Source organism: Comamonas sp. C11, assembly GCF_024496285.1.
Lineage (GTDB): Bacteria > Pseudomonadota > Gammaproteobacteria > Burkholderiales > Burkholderiaceae_C > Comamonas > Comamonas testosteroni_F.
The window spans coordinates 4869683-4884577 of sequence record NZ_CP101743.1 but is presented as its reverse complement, the minus strand read 5'-3'; the positions used below and the strand labels follow the sequence as shown (position 1 = coordinate 4884577).

9 protein-coding genes are annotated in these 14895 nt (G+C 63.2%); 6 read left to right on the top strand and 3 right to left on the bottom strand.

Going from position 1 to position 14895, the window contains the following annotated elements:
* Nucleotides 1–9: 9 nt before the first annotated feature.
* The 3 genes from NOX35_RS22530 to NOX35_RS22520 form a co-directional block, all read right to left on the bottom strand.
* Entirely contained in the window at nt 10–1782 is a 1773-nt protein-coding gene (locus tag NOX35_RS22530; RefSeq protein ID WP_256494791.1) for an alkaline phosphatase, read from the bottom strand.
* Between the two features lie 150 nt (nt 1783–1932).
* A complete protein-coding gene (gene hemL / locus NOX35_RS22525; RefSeq protein ID WP_256494790.1) occupies nt 1933–3237 on the bottom strand; it encodes a glutamate-1-semialdehyde 2,1-aminomutase in 1305 nt (434 codons plus the stop codon).
* Nucleotides 3221–4189: a bifunctional hydroxymethylpyrimidine kinase/phosphomethylpyrimidine kinase gene (locus tag NOX35_RS22520; RefSeq protein WP_256494789.1), complete on the bottom strand. Its 969-nt coding sequence runs from the start codon at nt 4187–4189 to the stop codon at nt 3221–3223. Before NOX35_RS22520 ends, hemL begins: the two co-directional genes overlap by 17 nt.
* 115 nt (nt 4190–4304) lie before the next feature.
* Here NOX35_RS22520 and NOX35_RS22515 point away from each other — a divergent pair, with 115 nt between their 5' ends.
* The 6 genes from NOX35_RS22515 to NOX35_RS22490 are packed head-to-tail and all read left to right on the top strand — an operon-like array spanning nt 4305 to nt 14796.
* Nucleotides 4305–4457 (top strand): rubredoxin, encoded by a 153-nt coding sequence (locus NOX35_RS22515; RefSeq protein ID WP_034399566.1) that lies wholly within the window; start codon nt 4305–4307, stop codon nt 4455–4457.
* Between the two features lie 50 nt (nt 4458–4507).
* On the top strand, nt 4508–4912 hold the full coding sequence (locus NOX35_RS22510; RefSeq protein ID WP_003071158.1) for a PleD family two-component system response regulator: 405 nt from the start codon (nt 4508–4510) through the stop codon (nt 4910–4912).
* Nucleotides 4912–5274, top strand: coding sequence for a PleD family two-component system response regulator (locus NOX35_RS22505; RefSeq protein WP_182284493.1), 363 nt, complete (start codon nt 4912–4914; stop codon nt 5272–5274). Before NOX35_RS22510 ends, NOX35_RS22505 begins: the two co-directional genes overlap by 1 nt.
* Before the next feature lie 15 nt (nt 5275–5289).
* The gene (locus tag NOX35_RS22500; protein WP_182284492.1) at nt 5290–5817 is read left to right on the top strand and encodes a chemotaxis protein CheW; all 528 of its coding nucleotides are present in this window, start codon (nt 5290–5292) and stop codon (nt 5815–5817) included.
* Between the two features lie 19 nt (nt 5818–5836).
* Nucleotides 5837–8080, top strand: coding sequence for a methyl-accepting chemotaxis protein (locus NOX35_RS22495; RefSeq protein WP_182284491.1), 2244 nt, complete (start codon nt 5837–5839; stop codon nt 8078–8080).
* Between the two features lie 59 nt (nt 8081–8139).
* Nucleotides 8140–14796, top strand: a complete 6657-nt coding sequence (locus tag NOX35_RS22490) for an Hpt domain-containing protein (RefSeq protein WP_256494788.1) — start codon at nt 8140–8142, stop codon at nt 14794–14796.
* The last annotated feature ends 99 nt before the right edge of the window (nt 14797–14895 follow it).

Genomic DNA, 14895 nt, shown 5'->3' with positions numbered 1-14895 from the left:
GCCCGGGGATCAGGCCTTGACCAGCAGCCCCGGAGCGCTGGCCATGACTTTCATGGAGGCTTCGGTGCTGGCCGTGAACTGGCGGCTGCTGATGGTGTTCACATACACCCAGTCGGCGCGGCAGGCATCCGCCGTGGCCGTCACCAGCATATAGCCGCGGCGCGAGGTGTCGCAGTATTTGAGCGGCTTGATGAGTTGCTGCAGCGCAGCGGCCAGCGTGGCGGGGTCTTCGCCCGGCAGATATTCCTCAAAGCCCGGCGAGCTGACCGAGGAGGTCGCAAACTCCACGCCCACGGCCTTGCCGTTCATGTCCTGCAGCTCGCTGGCCCAGGCGTTGTGCGTGTCGCCGGCCAGCACTACCAGCTTCTTGCCGAGCTCACGCGCGGAGCCCAGAACGGTCTCGCGCGCGGCCTGATAGCCATCCCAGGCGTCCAGGTTGTAGGGAATCGAGGGCTGGGCCAGGATGGCCTGCTCCTGAGGCGTGAGCGTCGCGGGTGCGGTCTGTGCCTTGGCCACCAGCGCTGCATACTGCGAGACCGATACGCCCGCACCGGCTTGAATGGTCTCCATGAGTATGGGCGCGGGAATGTTCATGCGTCCCATCAGCACCTGCTGGCCCAGCACCTGCCAGGTGGCACGGGAGGCCGCCATCTGCTGCTGCAGCCACTGTGTCTGGGTCTGACCCAGCAACTGGCGCGTGGGGCTCGCCATGGCCGTGGCGAAGCCCGCCGAGTCGATGCCGGCAGAGGTCATGAAATCGGCATAGTCCAGTTGCTTGTCGCGGCCTATCACGCGGGTGTCCAGCATGTGCAGCGAGACCAGATCGCCAAAGTCGAAGCTGCGATAGATCAGCTCGGCGCTCGCGGTACGCGTGGGCATCCACTCGTGGTAGGCCTGCATGGCGGCGGCCTTGCGCATGGCAAAGTCGCCCTCACCGGGCTGGTGATTCTCGGCTCCCGCACTCCAGGTGTCGTTGGCAAATTCGTGGTCGTCCCAGATGGCAATCATGGGCGCGGCAGCATGCAGAGCCTGCAGGTCTGCATCGCTCTTGTACTGGGCATGGCGCTCGCGGTAGTCGGCCAGCGAGAGAATTTCTCCGGCAGGATTGACCAGGCGGCCCATGGCCTCGGCCTGGGCCGAGGCGTAGCCGCCGCGCGCGTATTCATAGATGTAGTCGCCCAGGTGTACCGTGGCGTCCAGGTCGCTGCGCCTGGCCGCATCGGCGTATACATTGAAGTAGCCGGCCGGATAGTTGGCGCAGGAGAAGACCGCCAGCCTGACCTGGGCCACGGAGCCGGTTGGCAGGGTGCGCGTGCGCGCCGCAGCCGAAGTCACGCCATGGGCACGGAAGCGGAAGTGATAGACCGTGGCAGGCTTGAGGCCGCCGGCATCGACCTTGACCGTGAAGTCCCTGGCTGCGGTGGCGCTGCTCTCGCCGCGCGCCACGATGGAGGCGAACGCCGCGTCGCTGGCCAGCTCCCATTGCACGGGAATGTCCGCCTGGTGGCCGGCGGGTGGGGTGATGCGGGTCCAGAGCATCACGCGGTCGGACAGCGGGTCGCCGCTGGCCAGGCCATGGGCGAAGCTGACCTTGGGGATGGCTGGCTCCGTCGTCGGCTTGCCGTCATCGCCGCCGCCGCAGGCCGCGAGCGGCAGCACGGTCATGGCGCCGGCTCCCCAGGCCATCTGGCGCACAAAGCGGCGGCGGTTCAGGTCGCTGGCTTCGGCGGTGGTGTCTTTGAGCAGATTGTGCAGCGTCGGCTTGCTGGATTCGTCGGTCATGGTGCTTTCATTGCTGACAAAAACGCGAGCGTGGCAAGCGTCCATGACGTGGCTGTGAAACGCCGGACCGCCGGTGCTGGCACAGTCTGCCGCCACCAATGAAAAAGCCCTGCAGACATGGGCTGCAGGGCCTGGTGGGCGGGCGGGGACTTACAGTGTCTTGAAGACTTCGCGTGCCGCTTCGATGGTGCGGTCGATGTCTTCGTCGCTGTGCGCCGCGCTGACAAAGCCTGCCTCATACAGCGCCGGAGCAAAGTAATGACCGCGCTCCAGCATGCCGTGGTAGAACTTGTTGAAGACCTTGCCGTCGGTCTTCATGACCTGGGCGTAGTGCGTGGGCAGCTCGGGCAGGAAATAGAAGCCGAACAGTCCGCCTTGCCAGTCCACGCTGAAGGGAATGCCGGCGGCATTGGCTTCGGCCTTCAGGCCCTGCATCAGGTGGCCGGTCTTGAGGTGAAGCTCGGCGTGGAAGCCGGGACGGCTGATCAGCTCCAGCGTCTTCAGGCCGCAGGCCGTGGCAATGGGGTTGCCTGACAGCGTACCGGCCTGGTAGACGGGGCCCAGCGGCGAGAGCTTTTCCATGATCTCGCGGCGGGCACCGAAGGCCGCCATGGGCATGCCGCCGCCTATGACCTTGCCCATCACGGTGATGTCGGGCGCAAAGCCTTCGATTTCCCTGGCATACAGGCTTTGTGCGCTGCCCAGGGCCACGCGAAAGCCCGTCATGACTTCGTCATACACCAGCAGCGCGCCATGCTCGCGGGTCAGCTCGCTGATGCGACGGGTGAAGTCTACCGAGGCGCGCACAAAGTTCATATTGCCGGCAATCGGCTCCATGATGACGCAGGCAATGTCGCTGCCCATCTTGGCAAAGGCCTCTTCGAGCTGGGCAACGTCGTTGTACTCCAGCACGATGGTGTCCTTGGCCACATCGGCAGGCACACCTGCCGAGGAAGAGGCGCCGAAGGTGGCCAGACCCGAGCCGGCTTTGACCAGCAGGGCATCCGCATGGCCGTGGTAGCAGCCGTTGAACTTGATGATCTTGTTGCGGCCGGTGTAGCCGCGCGCCAGGCGCAGCGCGCTCATGCCGGCTTCGGTGCCGGAGCTGACCAGGCGCACCATGTCCATGCTGGGCACGAGGGAGCGAATCTTCTCGGCCAGCACGACTTCACGTTCGGTGGGGGCGCCGAAGCTGAAGCCTTCGAGCACGGCGGCCTGCACGGCCTCGACCACTTCGGGGTGGCCGTGGCCCAGGATCATGGGGCCCCAACTGCCGATGTAGTCGGTGAACTGCTGATCGTTCTGGTCCCAGAAACAGGCGCCCTGGGCGCGCTTCACAAAGCGAGGCGTGCCGCCCACGGCGGCAAAAGCGCGCACGGGCGAGTTCACGCCGCCGGGGATCACGCCCTTGGCGCGTTCGAACAATGCGATATTCAGATCAGTGTTTTGTGTCATGAGAGGGAATCACAAAGCCTTCAATCGGCTTGGAGTCGGGTTCGTCATCGGTGGAGTCTTCGGCCTGCTCGTCTTCGGACTCCTCGTCCTCGGTGGGCTGGGCCCAGAAAAGACGATCCGGCAGATAGTGGCCCATGCCGGGGCGAAAACCGGCATCCAGGCTGTGGTCCAGGTATTCCAGCGCCTCCAGGGTTGCTGCGCCCAGGTCGTTGCCGGTGGCCAGCAGGGCCGTAATCGCTGCGGACAGGGTATCACCGGCACCTGTGAACGTGGCGTCAAACATCTCGTACTTGCTGTTGCCCAATACGGACTGGGCCGTGGTCAGCACGTTGTCCACGAACTGGTCGGGCAGGGGGATGCCTGTCACCAGTACATAAGGCACTTCCAGCGCCTCAGCGGCCATGGCGATGTCGCGCGCCGTAGGCGCACGGCTGTTTTCCCAGTCCGGCAGCAGCCAGCGCCACAGCGTGTTGTGGTTTCCAACCAACACCGAGGTTTGAGGCAGGACAAGCTCCTTGAACGCGTCGAGGTACTGATCCTGCTTGTCATCCTCCCACCAGGACAGGTCCGGCATGTAGCTGATGATGGGAATGTCGGGGTAGTCCGATGAGATCGTGGCAATGGCGGCCAGGTTGGCAGGGCTGCCTGCAAAGCCGACCTTGATGGCGGTGACGGCAATGTCCTCCAGCACCATGCGTGCCTGCTCGGTCACCGCGTCATCGTCGAGTGCAAAGTGCTCGTAGATGCGGGCCGTGTCTCTGGCGTAGGCGCCGCAGGCCACCGGCAGTGCATGACCGCCGATGGAGGAGATGGTGGCGATGTCGGCCGAGAGCCCGCTGGCTCCGCTGGGGTCACTGCTGTTGAAAGACAGCACGCAGACGGGTGCTGATTCTGTCGCTTCTTCCTGGCGGGTGCGGCGAGGGGGAGTGGGGGAGATGGGGTTCAATGCCATGGCGCACCCCAGTTTGCACCCGGGAATGCAAGGGTGGGAGCCGGGGTTGTGACTAGATACAATCGTTGCATTCTATGTGAAGCCCCTTTAAGCTGTGACTGACCCTAAAACCTGGATGTGTTTGACCTGTGGCTGGCTTTATGACGAAGCCCAAGGTTGCCCCGAACATGGAATTGCTCCAAACACCCGCTGGGAAGATGTGCCCATGAACTGGACATGCCCGGAATGCGGTGCACGCAAAGAAGATTTTGAAATGGTGGAAATCTGAGTGCAAGAGCCGCTCACTCCATCAACGACCGTATTGGGAGGAATTTCACCGTGACAGCATCTGGTGCGCCTTTGCGCGTTCTGGTCGTGGATGACAGCAACACCATCCGCCGCAGCGCTGAAATTTTCCTCAAGCAAGGTGGTCACGAAGTTCTTCTGGCCGATGATGGCTTCGATGCCCTGTCCAAGGTCAATGACTACCAGCCCCAGCTCATCTTCTGCGACATTCTGATGCCCAAGCTCGATGGCTATCAGACCTGCGCCATCATCAAGCGCAATGCTCGCTTTGCCAATACGCCCGTCGTGATGCTGTCATCCAAGGACGGTGTATTCGACAAGGCTCGAGGTCGCATGGTGGGCTGCCAAGACTATCTGACCAAACCATTTACCAAAGATCAATTGCTGCAAGCCGTACAACAGTTCGCGCTGCAAGCTGCAGATGTGGGAGCTGCATGATGACAATCCAAAAAGTTCTGGTCGTTGACGATTCCAAGACGGAGCTGATGGCTCTGAGTGATATTTTGCAAAGGCAGGGCATGCAGGTGCGTACTGCGGAAAATGGCGAGGAAGCCATGAAGCGCCTGGCCGAAGACAAGCCCGACCTGATCCTGATGGATGTAGTCATGCCTGGACAGAACGGCTTTCAGCTGACGCGTGCCATTTCTCGCGATCCCCTGTATGCCGATGTGCCCATCATCATGTGCACCAGCAAGAATCAGGAAACCGATCGGGTCTGGGGCATGCGTCAGGGCGCACGTGGCTATATCACCAAGCCCGTGGATGCCGCCGAGCTCCAAGCCAAGATCGCAGCGCTATAACGAGCTGCGCTGCTTATGGCGAACCGTGAAGCCCTCCGAGATCTTCAATCCCGTCTGGCCGGGCGCCTGCAGGCAGCACGCAGCGAAGGCGTCAGCGTTGCTGCCTGGCTGGCAGTGCAAGCTGGCGGACGGGATTATTTGCTACCGCTGAATCAGGCAGGAGAAATCTTTCCCTGGACCGGCGTTCAGCCCGTCCCATACACACAGGCCTGGTTTCTGGGCATCGCCAATCTGCGCGGTGCTTTGATGGGGGTGGTGGACCTGGCTCAATTGCTGGGTCATGGAAATGTCCGCAATGAGCAGGAACTGATGGACTGCAGTCTGCTGGCCTTCAACCCTGCCCTGGAGGTCAACGCGGCTCTGCTGGTCGATCGTCTGCTGGGCCTGCGTGCCGCGGACGCGTTTTCCAAGGCCGAGCCTGCGCCTGAGCATTCCCCGAGTTTCTTCGGAGCCGTCCATATCGATGCGAGCGGCCGCCGCTGGCAGGAGCTGAAATTGCAGTCCCTGTCTCAAACCGCCAAATTTTTGAGCATTCGTGCTTGAGGTTCCTGGATACAGCGCTATGTCCTTTGCACAGAAAATAAATCAGTTGTTCCGACGCAAGCCCATCGCGGCTGCCGTCAGTGGTGATAGCGGCATGATGGGAGACACGGTCGTACAGGATATGTACGACGGATCGCTCAACAGCGTGCAGGGGGCACCTTCCGTCTTCGGTGTCGAGGAGGCAGGTCGGGCAGACGAACTGGTGAGCCTGCCTATTCTTGGCACGGCCACGACTGCCAAGCATCAGCGCACCTTGTTTACCTTGCTGGGCGGCTCGGTGCTGGTGCTGGTGGTGCTGTCGGCATGGATGCTGCGCGAAGCGGGCAACTCCAACCAGCAACTGGCGGCAACCGGTCAGGCATTGATGCAGTCGCAGCGTCTGGCCAAGTCGGTTTCCATCGCCATGACGGGGGCCGCTCCTGCGTTTGCCGACGTCAAGGACAGCGTCGGTGTTTTGGCGCGCAACGTGCGAGCGCTGGCTGCCGGCGATTCCGATCTGGGCGTGAACGCGCTGGGCGGTGGCTTGCAGGACGAGCTCAGCTCCATCAGCACCCTGACGGAGCGGGCGGAAAAGAGCGCCGGTCTGATTCTCGGGCAGCAAAAGACTCTGACTCAAGTGGGCGACGCGCTGCGCACCATCAACCGTCAGTCCTCCGATCTGCTGGAAACCGCGGAAACCATCTCTTCGCTGAAGCTGCAGCAGGGCGCCGGCGCGGCCGAGATCTCTGCTGCCGGTCAGCTGGTGATGTTGACTCAGCGTATTGCCAAGTCTGCCAACGAATTCCAGACCCTGGAGGGCGTGAGCCCCGAGGCCGTTTTCCTGCTGGGCAAGGACTTGAACTCCTTCAAGGAAATCTCCGAAGGTCTGCTCAACGGCAGCGCTGAAATGCGGCTGTCGGCGGCACGCGATCCCCAGGTGCGTGAACAGCTGGAGACGCTGATCAAGCAGTACGACGATACACGTACCCAGGCCAGCGCCATTCTGGGCAATCTGCAAGGGCTGGTGTCGGCCCGCGAAGCACAGACCAGCATCAACAATGACAGCGAACCGCTGCGCCAGCAGCTCGAGCAGCTGCAGACGGCGCTGCAGGGGCTGGGCGGGGCCAGCATGCTGCAGCTGGCGCTGCTGGCAGTCGCCATTTTGGCCGCGGTTCTGAGCGCTATCGGCATCTCGCGTGTGCAGCTGCTGGACAGCCGGGCGCGCCAGCAGGAAGCCGAGCGCCACCAGGTCGATGCCCGTTTGCAGGAGCAGGAAGCCAAGCGCATCAACGACGCCAACCAGGCGGCTATTTTGCGTTTGATGAACGAGCTGCAATCGGTGGCCGAGGGCGATCTGACGCAGGAAGCTACCGTGACCGAAGACATCACGGGCGCGATTGCCGACTCGGTGAACTACACGGTGGAAGAGTTGCGCGCTCTGGTGGGATCGGTGCAGAACACGGTGACCCGCGTGGCCCAGACCACCGAGCAGGTGGACGTCACGTCGACCGAGCTGCTGGCAGCATCGAACGAGCAGCTGCATGAGATTCGCGAAACCGGCAAGTCGATTCTGGACATGGCCGGCCGTATCAACAATGTCTCGGCTCAGGCCCAGGAATCGGCCCAGGTGGCACGTCAATCGCTGCAGGCTGCGGACTCGGGTCTCAAGGCTGTGCAGAACGCCATCGGCGGTATGAACTCCATCCGCGATCAGATCCAGGATACCTCCAAGCGAATCAAGCGTCTCGGTGAGTCGTCCCAGGAGATCGGTGAAATTACCGAACTGATTTCGGACATTACCGAGCAGACCAACGTATTGGCGCTGAACGCCGCCATTCAGGCCGCGTCCGCCGGTGAGGCCGGTCGTGGCTTCTCGGTGGTGGCGGAAGAAGTGCAGCGCCTGGCGGAACGTTCCGCAGACGCCACGCGACAGATTGCTGCGCTGGTGAAGGCCATTCAGACCGACACCCAGGATGCCGTGGCCGCTATGGAGCGCTCTACCCAGGGTGTGGTGGAGGGGGCTCGTCTGTCCGACTCTGCTGGTACTGCACTGTCTGAAATCGACAGCGTGTCGCGCCGACTGGCCGAGCTGATCGAGCAGATTTCCAATTCCACATCACGTGAAGCCAATATGGCCAACGGCGTGGCGGAAAACATTCAGCACATTTTTGCAGTGACCGAGCAAACCGGTGAGGGAACCCGCACCACTGCGCAGCAGGTGCGAGAGCTCTCCCACATGGCTGAAGAGCTGCGTCAGTCTGTTTCCCGATTCAAGATTGCCTGATTTGACTGGCTCTTTCTCTCATAAAAATGCACGACCCTTGAGGGTTAAGGAACTAGAGCATGTCAGTGGTTGACGACTCGCCAATACGTACAGCCATGTCTGCAACTGCAGAGCAGGATCTGGGCCCGCTGGCCTGGGTGCTCGATGAAGTGCGCAAGTCGCTGGAGGCCGCGACCAAGGCTGTGAGCCGTTTCATGCGCGATGCGGATGCGGCCCGTTTGTCTGATCTAGAGGAGTTGGATACATCGGCACTGCGCATTGCACGCCAGCAGCTGCATCAGGCCTGTGGCGCTCTGGAGATGGTGGGTGTCACCGCCCCGGCTCAGGTGCTGCGCAGCATGGAGGCTGCGGTCAACCGCTTTGTACAGCGTCCCGAATACTGCACGCAGGAAGCGGCGAGCACGCTGGAGCGCACACATTTTGCGCTGATGGAATTTCTGGAGGCCGTTCTGGCCGGTCAGCAGGTCTCGGCTGTAGCCCTGTTTCCTCAGTACCGTGAGACCCAGGTGCTGGCCGGCAACGACAAGGCCCACCCGGCTGACCTATGGCCTGCCGAGCGCCGTGCGCGCGAGCCCCGCTGGACCGGGACCATGCCCGAGCCGCTGGCCTATGGCCCACATGCACGTGCCATGCTGGACGGAGTGGTGCTGCGCATGGTCAAGAGCGACGACCGCGAGGCGGCAGCCCAGATGTGCGAGCTTTGCCGGCGCTTTGCGGCCGGCCAGGCCGAGGATGTGGCGGCGCGCAGTTTCTGGAAAATCGCTGCGGCCTTCTTCGATGGCCAGGCTCGTGGACTCATCACTGCCGATATCTACGTCAAGCGCATGGCTTCGCGCGTGCTCATGCAGTACGCCAGCATGGCCAAGGGCGACAGCCTGCCACCCGCACGCCTGATGCAGGACCTGATGTTCTTTTGTGCGCAGGCCAGACCCCGCGAGCAGGCCGGCGACAGCCTCAAGGCCGTGCACGAGGCATATGCCATGGAGCACATGCCGGTGGTGGATTACCACGTGGCACGCTATGGCCGCTTCGATCCCTCGGTGCTGGTGCAGGCGCGCAAGCGCATTGCTGCTGCCGCCGAGACATGGTCAGCGGTCGCCGGCGGCGACCGCAGCAAGATCAGATCCATGGCCGAGCAGTTCGGGCTGGTATCGGAGTCGCTGGTCAAGCTGCAGCCTGTCAGCCATGGGCTGGCGCGCGCGCTGATTCGTGTGGCGGAGACGGTGGAGCGCATCGGCGAGCCGCCACCGGCCGAGCTGGCCATGGAGGTGGCGACCGCGGTACTGTATCTGCAGGCCAGCTTCATGACGGCCGGGCATGACGACGAAATACAGGCCGCCCAGTCCAGCGTGCTGGTCCAGCGTCTGGATGCGGCGCTGCATGGCGCGCAGTCCGAGCCGCTGGAAATCTGGATGGAGGAGCTCTACCGCCAGGCCAGCGACCAGCAGACCATGGGCTCGGTGGTTGGCGAGCTGCGCATCACCCTTGGCGAGGCAGAGAAGCAGCTGGATCTGTTCTTTCGCAATCCCGCGGACACCTCGGTGCTGGCCTCGGTACCGGGCCAGATGGCGCAAATGCGTGGTGTGCTGTCGGTGCTGGGATTCGAGCAGGCCGCGACCGCCATGCAGCGCATGCGTGACACTGTCGAGCACCTGATGCTTGGCGAGGTGACGGTCGAGAACCAGCCTCGCATCTTCGAGAAGCTGGGCAGCAGTCTCGGTGCCATGGGCTTTCTCATCGACATGCTCAGCTACCAGCGCAATATGGCGCGCAAGCTGTTCGTCTATGACGAGGAAAAGGACGAACTGCGCATCGTCATGGGCCATAGCCGCAGTCGCGGCCCCGAAGCCTTCCGTCCCACCGTGGATATTCCCATGGATGGCGTACCGTCTTCTGGACAGACTCCGGTCGCGTCGGCTGCCGTGATTGCTGCTCCGGCAGTGGAGCCCTCGGTCGCCGCACCGCCACCGCCTGTCGAAGTGAGACCAGTTCCCGCTGCTGTGGTGAAGCCAGAGCAGCTGCAAGTCAGGCCCATCGAGGACGAGGACACCCCGCCGTGGGCAGTGACCGAGCCAGGTGCCTTGCCCGAGTTTGAGGCGACACCCGCACCAGCCGTGGCAGAGTCGGCCGGCGTGGGCTCCGATGCGCTGGCCGACGCCATGGCTCAGGTGTTTGCGGGCATGCAGTCGGGCAAGCAGGCAACTGACGAGGCGGATGTCGCTCGGGATCTGGCAGCGGCAGTCGCAGCTCCTGCGGGCGTGCCTGCGGCTGCTATGGTGCCGGCAGCCGAACTGAATACTGTAGATCTGGATGGCGACGATGAGCTTCTGTCCATCTTCCTGGAGGAAGCCCGCGAAGTCGTGGATAACGGCTTGCAGGCCCTCAAGGTTTTGGCGGAGGAGCCCGGCAATCTGAGCGAGCAGACCACGCTGCGCCGTGCGTTCCACACGCTCAAAGGCAGCTCGCGCATGGTGGGGTTGGATGAGTTTGGTGAAGCCGGCTGGGCCATGGAGCAGATGCTCAATGCATGGCTGGCAGAGCAGCGGCCCATGCCGCAGGCCATGCAGCAGCTGGCTCAGGATGCCCTGAAGGCCTTTGCCGTCTGGGCACAGGATATCGAGAACCAGCAGGCGCAGAACTGGTCGGCCACGGCCTTCCGTGCCGCTGCAGACGCCATGCGCCTGCAAGGCGAGCGCGCCGAGGTGGCTCTGGTTCCGCGTCGTGGCGAGCGTGCCCAGCGATTGGAGTCGGCTCCGGACATGGCCGAGGGGGCAACTGCTGCGGATGAACTTGTGCTGGAGCAGCCCGAGTTGCCAGCAGTGCCCGAGCTGATCGACGAGCTGGAGTGGCCACAGGAGCCGCAGGCCGTGGTTGCAGATGCAGATGCAGATGCAGAGCCCGGGCCCGATGCACTGCCTGCCGGGATCGAGCCTGTATTTGCGATGCCGGAGCTGGAGTTCCCGCAAGAAGAACTGTCTGCACTGCCAGATCAGGAGCCGGTGGCCGAGCGGGAGGCGGCTGTAGCCGACTTTGCCTTGCCGGAGCTGGATATTCCTGACGATCTGCTGCATCAGCTTCAGGCACCCGATGCGCTCGAAGCGTCCGCACTGCCTGCTCTGGAGTCGGCGGCAGGGCCCGAGCCGGAGCGGATGCAGGGCACAGGGGAGGTTCAGCCTTCGCTGCAGGAAAGCACTGCGGCAGAAGAGTTGCAGGAGCTGGACTTCGCCGCCTTCGAAGCGGCCATGCGTGAAAGCGAGCAGGCTGCCATAGACATGCAGACTGCCGTGGAGCCCCCTGCCATGGACGTGGCTACCGGGGTGCCGACCGCTGTGGAGATGGCGCTCGAGCTGCCGTCGGCAGAGGCCGTGATCGAGCTGGAGGCCATTGAAGCCTTGCTGGATGGCGTGCCCGGTCCAGTTGTGGCCGAAGAACCCGCTCAGGTGCCAGAGCCCGAAGTCTCGGCGACTGAGGCGGTGCTCGAGCAGACAGGTGAGCAGGACGACGGCTATCGCAATATTGACGGGCTGCGCATCAGCGCAGCCCTGTACAACGTCTATCTCAACGAAGCAGACGAGTGGTCGGAGCGTCTGGGTGAGGTGTTGCAGCAGTGGTCGCAAGAGCCAGCTGCCACCATTCCCGATGATGCGATCGCGCTGGCGCATTCCCTGGCAGGCAGCTCCGGTACCGTGGGCTTCAAGGCCTTGTCGGAGCTGGCGCGTTTGCTCGAACATGCGCTGCTGCATCTCCAGCCCCAGGGCTATGCCGGTGCGCTGCAGATTCAGCAATGCGTGACCGCAGCCGATGAAGTGCGTCGTTTGCTGCATCAGTTTGCGGCAGGTTTCCTCAAGGACGCCTTGCCCGCTGTCCAAGACGCGCTGCGTGAAATCCTGAATACGCCGATCGATGTCGGTGCAGCAGCTGAAACTGCCGATCTTGAGCTGTCCGAGCTGGATGAGGCAGAGTGGCCCGAGGTGCAGGCGCTGCAGCTGCCTGCAGATCCCAAGGACTTGCCGCTGGACTTTGCTGCCGAGCTTTCGCAGGATGGGGCCTTGCCCGAGCTTGCGGGTGATGGACTCAAGGATGTGGCCGAGGAGGAAGCGGGAGCATCGGCAGCCGACTCGTTGCTGGATGCCGTGGTAAAAGCCGCGGATCAGGCACCGTATTCCATGGTGCCTGCCGTAGGCAGCGTGGAGCATGAGGCAGAGCTGCAGCGCCGCATCGATGAAGCCATTGCTCTGGCGGTGCATGCCGGTGATGACGAAGACGATATCGATGTGCTCGATCAGGTCGATGCCGACCTGTTTCCCATTTTCGAGGAAGAGGCCATCGACCTGCTGCCCAAGCTCGGTGCTGCACTGCGCCGCTGGCATGGGCGCCCGACGCTGGATGAGGCTCGCAACGAAGCCCTGCGCGCTTTGCACACCATCAAGGGCAGTGCCCGCCTGGCGGGTGCCATGCGCATGGGGGAGATGGCCCACCGCCTGGAGTCGGCGGTGGAGCGTATTGACCAGGAGCGTCCCGCAGCCGACGCGATCGAGCCGCTGCTGAGCAGCTTTGACGCTTTGCAAGCCAGCTTCGATGTGCTGCGCATGGCCGGTGAGCAGGAGCCCGAGCAGCCACTGGCGCAACTGGACGATCTTCTTGCTCAGGCGCCTCTGCATCTGAGTGTGGCGGGGTCTGGTGTAGCGCAAGCAGCAGCGGAAGCTCAGGCCGGAGAAAAGACTGCCGCAGATTCTGAGCAGGCCATTGAGCTGCCGGCTCCGGTGGTGCCGCGTCCTGCGTCGCAGCAGACCGTACGTGTGCGGGCGCAACTGCTGGACCGCTTGATTTCCCAGACCGGTGAAGTGCTGATTGCCCGCTCGCGTGTCGATGCGCGGCTGTCGCAGGCGCGTTCGGCGCTCAATGACTTGACGGGCAACCTGGAGCGACTGCGCGCGCAGCTGCGCGACATCGAGGTCCAGGCCGAAAGTCAGATGCAGTCGCGTCTGGCCCTGTCAAAGGACACGGCGGCCGGTTTCGATCCGCTGGAGTTCGACCGCTTCACGCGCGTGCAGGAACTCACGCGCATGATGGCTGAATCGGTCAACGACGTGGCGACCGTGCAGCGCAATCTGCAGCGGGATCTGGCCGCTGCCGAAGACGATCTGGTTGCTCAGGGCCGGCAGGCACGTGATCTGCAGCGGGATCTGCTGCGCACGCGCATGGTGGAGTTCGACTCCTTTGCCGAGCGTCTGTATGCCGTGGTGCGCCAGACGTCCAAGGAAATGGGCAAGCAGGTGCGCCTGAACATCCTGGGCGGCACCATCGAAATGGACCGCGGCATGCTGGAACGCATGATGCCGGCCTTCGAGCATCTGCTGCGCAACTGCGTGGCTCACGGCATCGAGTCGCCCGAGCGGCGCCAGGAGCTGGGCAAGCCGGCCGTGGGCACCATCGAGATTGTGCTGAGTCAGGAGCGCAACGATGTGGCACTGTCCGTGGAAGACGACGGGGCTGGTCTGGACCTGGAGCGGATTCGCGCCAAGGCCATCAGTCTCAAGCTGTGGACCGACGAGCGTCATATGACGCTTGAAGACGCGGGGCGCCTGATCTTCGAGCCGGGCTTTACCACTGCCACCGAGGTGACAGGTGTTGCCGGCCGCGGCATCGGCATGGATGTGGTGCGTTCCGAAGTGAATGCTCTGGGCGGTCGTATCGAAACCCATACCGAGCCAGGCCGTGGCAGCGCCTTCCGTCTGGTTGTGCCGTTGACCACGGCCGTGACCCAGGTGGTGATGCTGCGCATGGGCGCCGTGTCGATGGGCGTGCCCGCCAATCTGGTGGAAATCGTGCGCCGCGTGCCCGTCGATGTGCTGGAGGACAGCTACCGCAAGCAGGAGTTCCAGGACGGCAGCGAAGTCATGCCTTTCTATTGGGCCGGCGCGCTGTGGCAAACCTCTCTGCGCAGTGAGGAAAACCTCGGGCGCACGCGCCCCGTGGTGATAGCGCGCAGTGCCTCGCAGCGTGTGGCGCTGCATGTGGACGAAGTGCTGGGCAACCAGGAAGTGGTGATCAAGAACCTGGGTCCGCAGCTTTCGCGTCTGCCAGGGCTTACCGGCATGTCGGTGCTGCCCTCGGGGGCCGTGGTGCAGATCTACAACCCGGTGGCGCTGGCCAACGTCCATGGCGAGCAGGTGCGAGCCATGCTGGCCAGGGCCGAGCAGGCCGCAGCCGCTGGCGAACTGCAGGCTCGTTCAGGCGGTGCCGATCTGCTGGGCGCCGAAGCGGCACAGACCACGGTGCCACTGGTGCTGGTGGTGGATGACTCCATCACCGTGCGCCGCGTCACCCAGCGTCTGCTGCAGCGCGAAGGCTACCGCGTCACGCTGGCTGCCGACGGCCTGCAAGCCATGGAGCGTTTGCAGGACGAGCGCCCGACCCTGGTGCTGTCCGACATCGAAATGCCGCGCATGGACGGCTTCGATCTGTTGCGCAATATCCGCGCCGATCAGAAGCTCGAAGGCATGCCCGTGGTCATGATCACTTCACGCATTGCCCAAAAGCACCGTGAAATGGCCCGTGACCTGGGAGCCAATCACTATCTGGGCAAGCCCTATTCCGATGAGGAGCTGCTGGGCCTGATCCAGCATTACGCTTTGCAGCGCAGCGGCCCCGCACCTGAGCGCAGCCCGCTTGGCGGGCCCGTGGTGGATGGGGTGGGAGCTGTAGCCGAATAAGGTTTGCTACTGATAAGGGAGCGGCTTGCGCTTGTTATTTATGGGTTTTAGATTGGAAATGATCTGAAACCTTTAAGGAGCTGGTGCAGGCCGCTTCTG

Coding starts and splice junctions, on each gene's coding strand:
- NOX35_RS22530 (WP_256494791.1), bottom strand. CDS start 1,782: ATGACCGACGAATCCAGCAAGCCGACGCTGCACAATCTGCTCAAAGAC.
- hemL (WP_256494790.1), bottom strand. CDS start 3,237: ATGACACAAAACACTGATCTGAATATCGCATTGTTCGAACGCGCCAAG.
- NOX35_RS22520 (WP_256494789.1), bottom strand. CDS start 4,189: ATGGCATTGAACCCCATCTCCCCCACTCCCCCTCGCCGCACCCGCCAG.
- NOX35_RS22515 (WP_034399566.1), top strand. CDS start 4,305: ATGTGTTTGACCTGTGGCTGGCTTTATGACGAAGCCCAAGGTTGCCCC.
- NOX35_RS22505 (WP_182284493.1), top strand. CDS start 4,912: ATGACAATCCAAAAAGTTCTGGTCGTTGACGATTCCAAGACGGAGCTG.
- NOX35_RS22500 (WP_182284492.1), top strand. CDS start 5,290: ATGGCGAACCGTGAAGCCCTCCGAGATCTTCAATCCCGTCTGGCCGGG.
- NOX35_RS22495 (WP_182284491.1), top strand. CDS start 5,837: ATGTCCTTTGCACAGAAAATAAATCAGTTGTTCCGACGCAAGCCCATC.
- NOX35_RS22490 (WP_256494788.1), top strand. CDS start 8,140: ATGTCAGTGGTTGACGACTCGCCAATACGTACAGCCATGTCTGCAACT.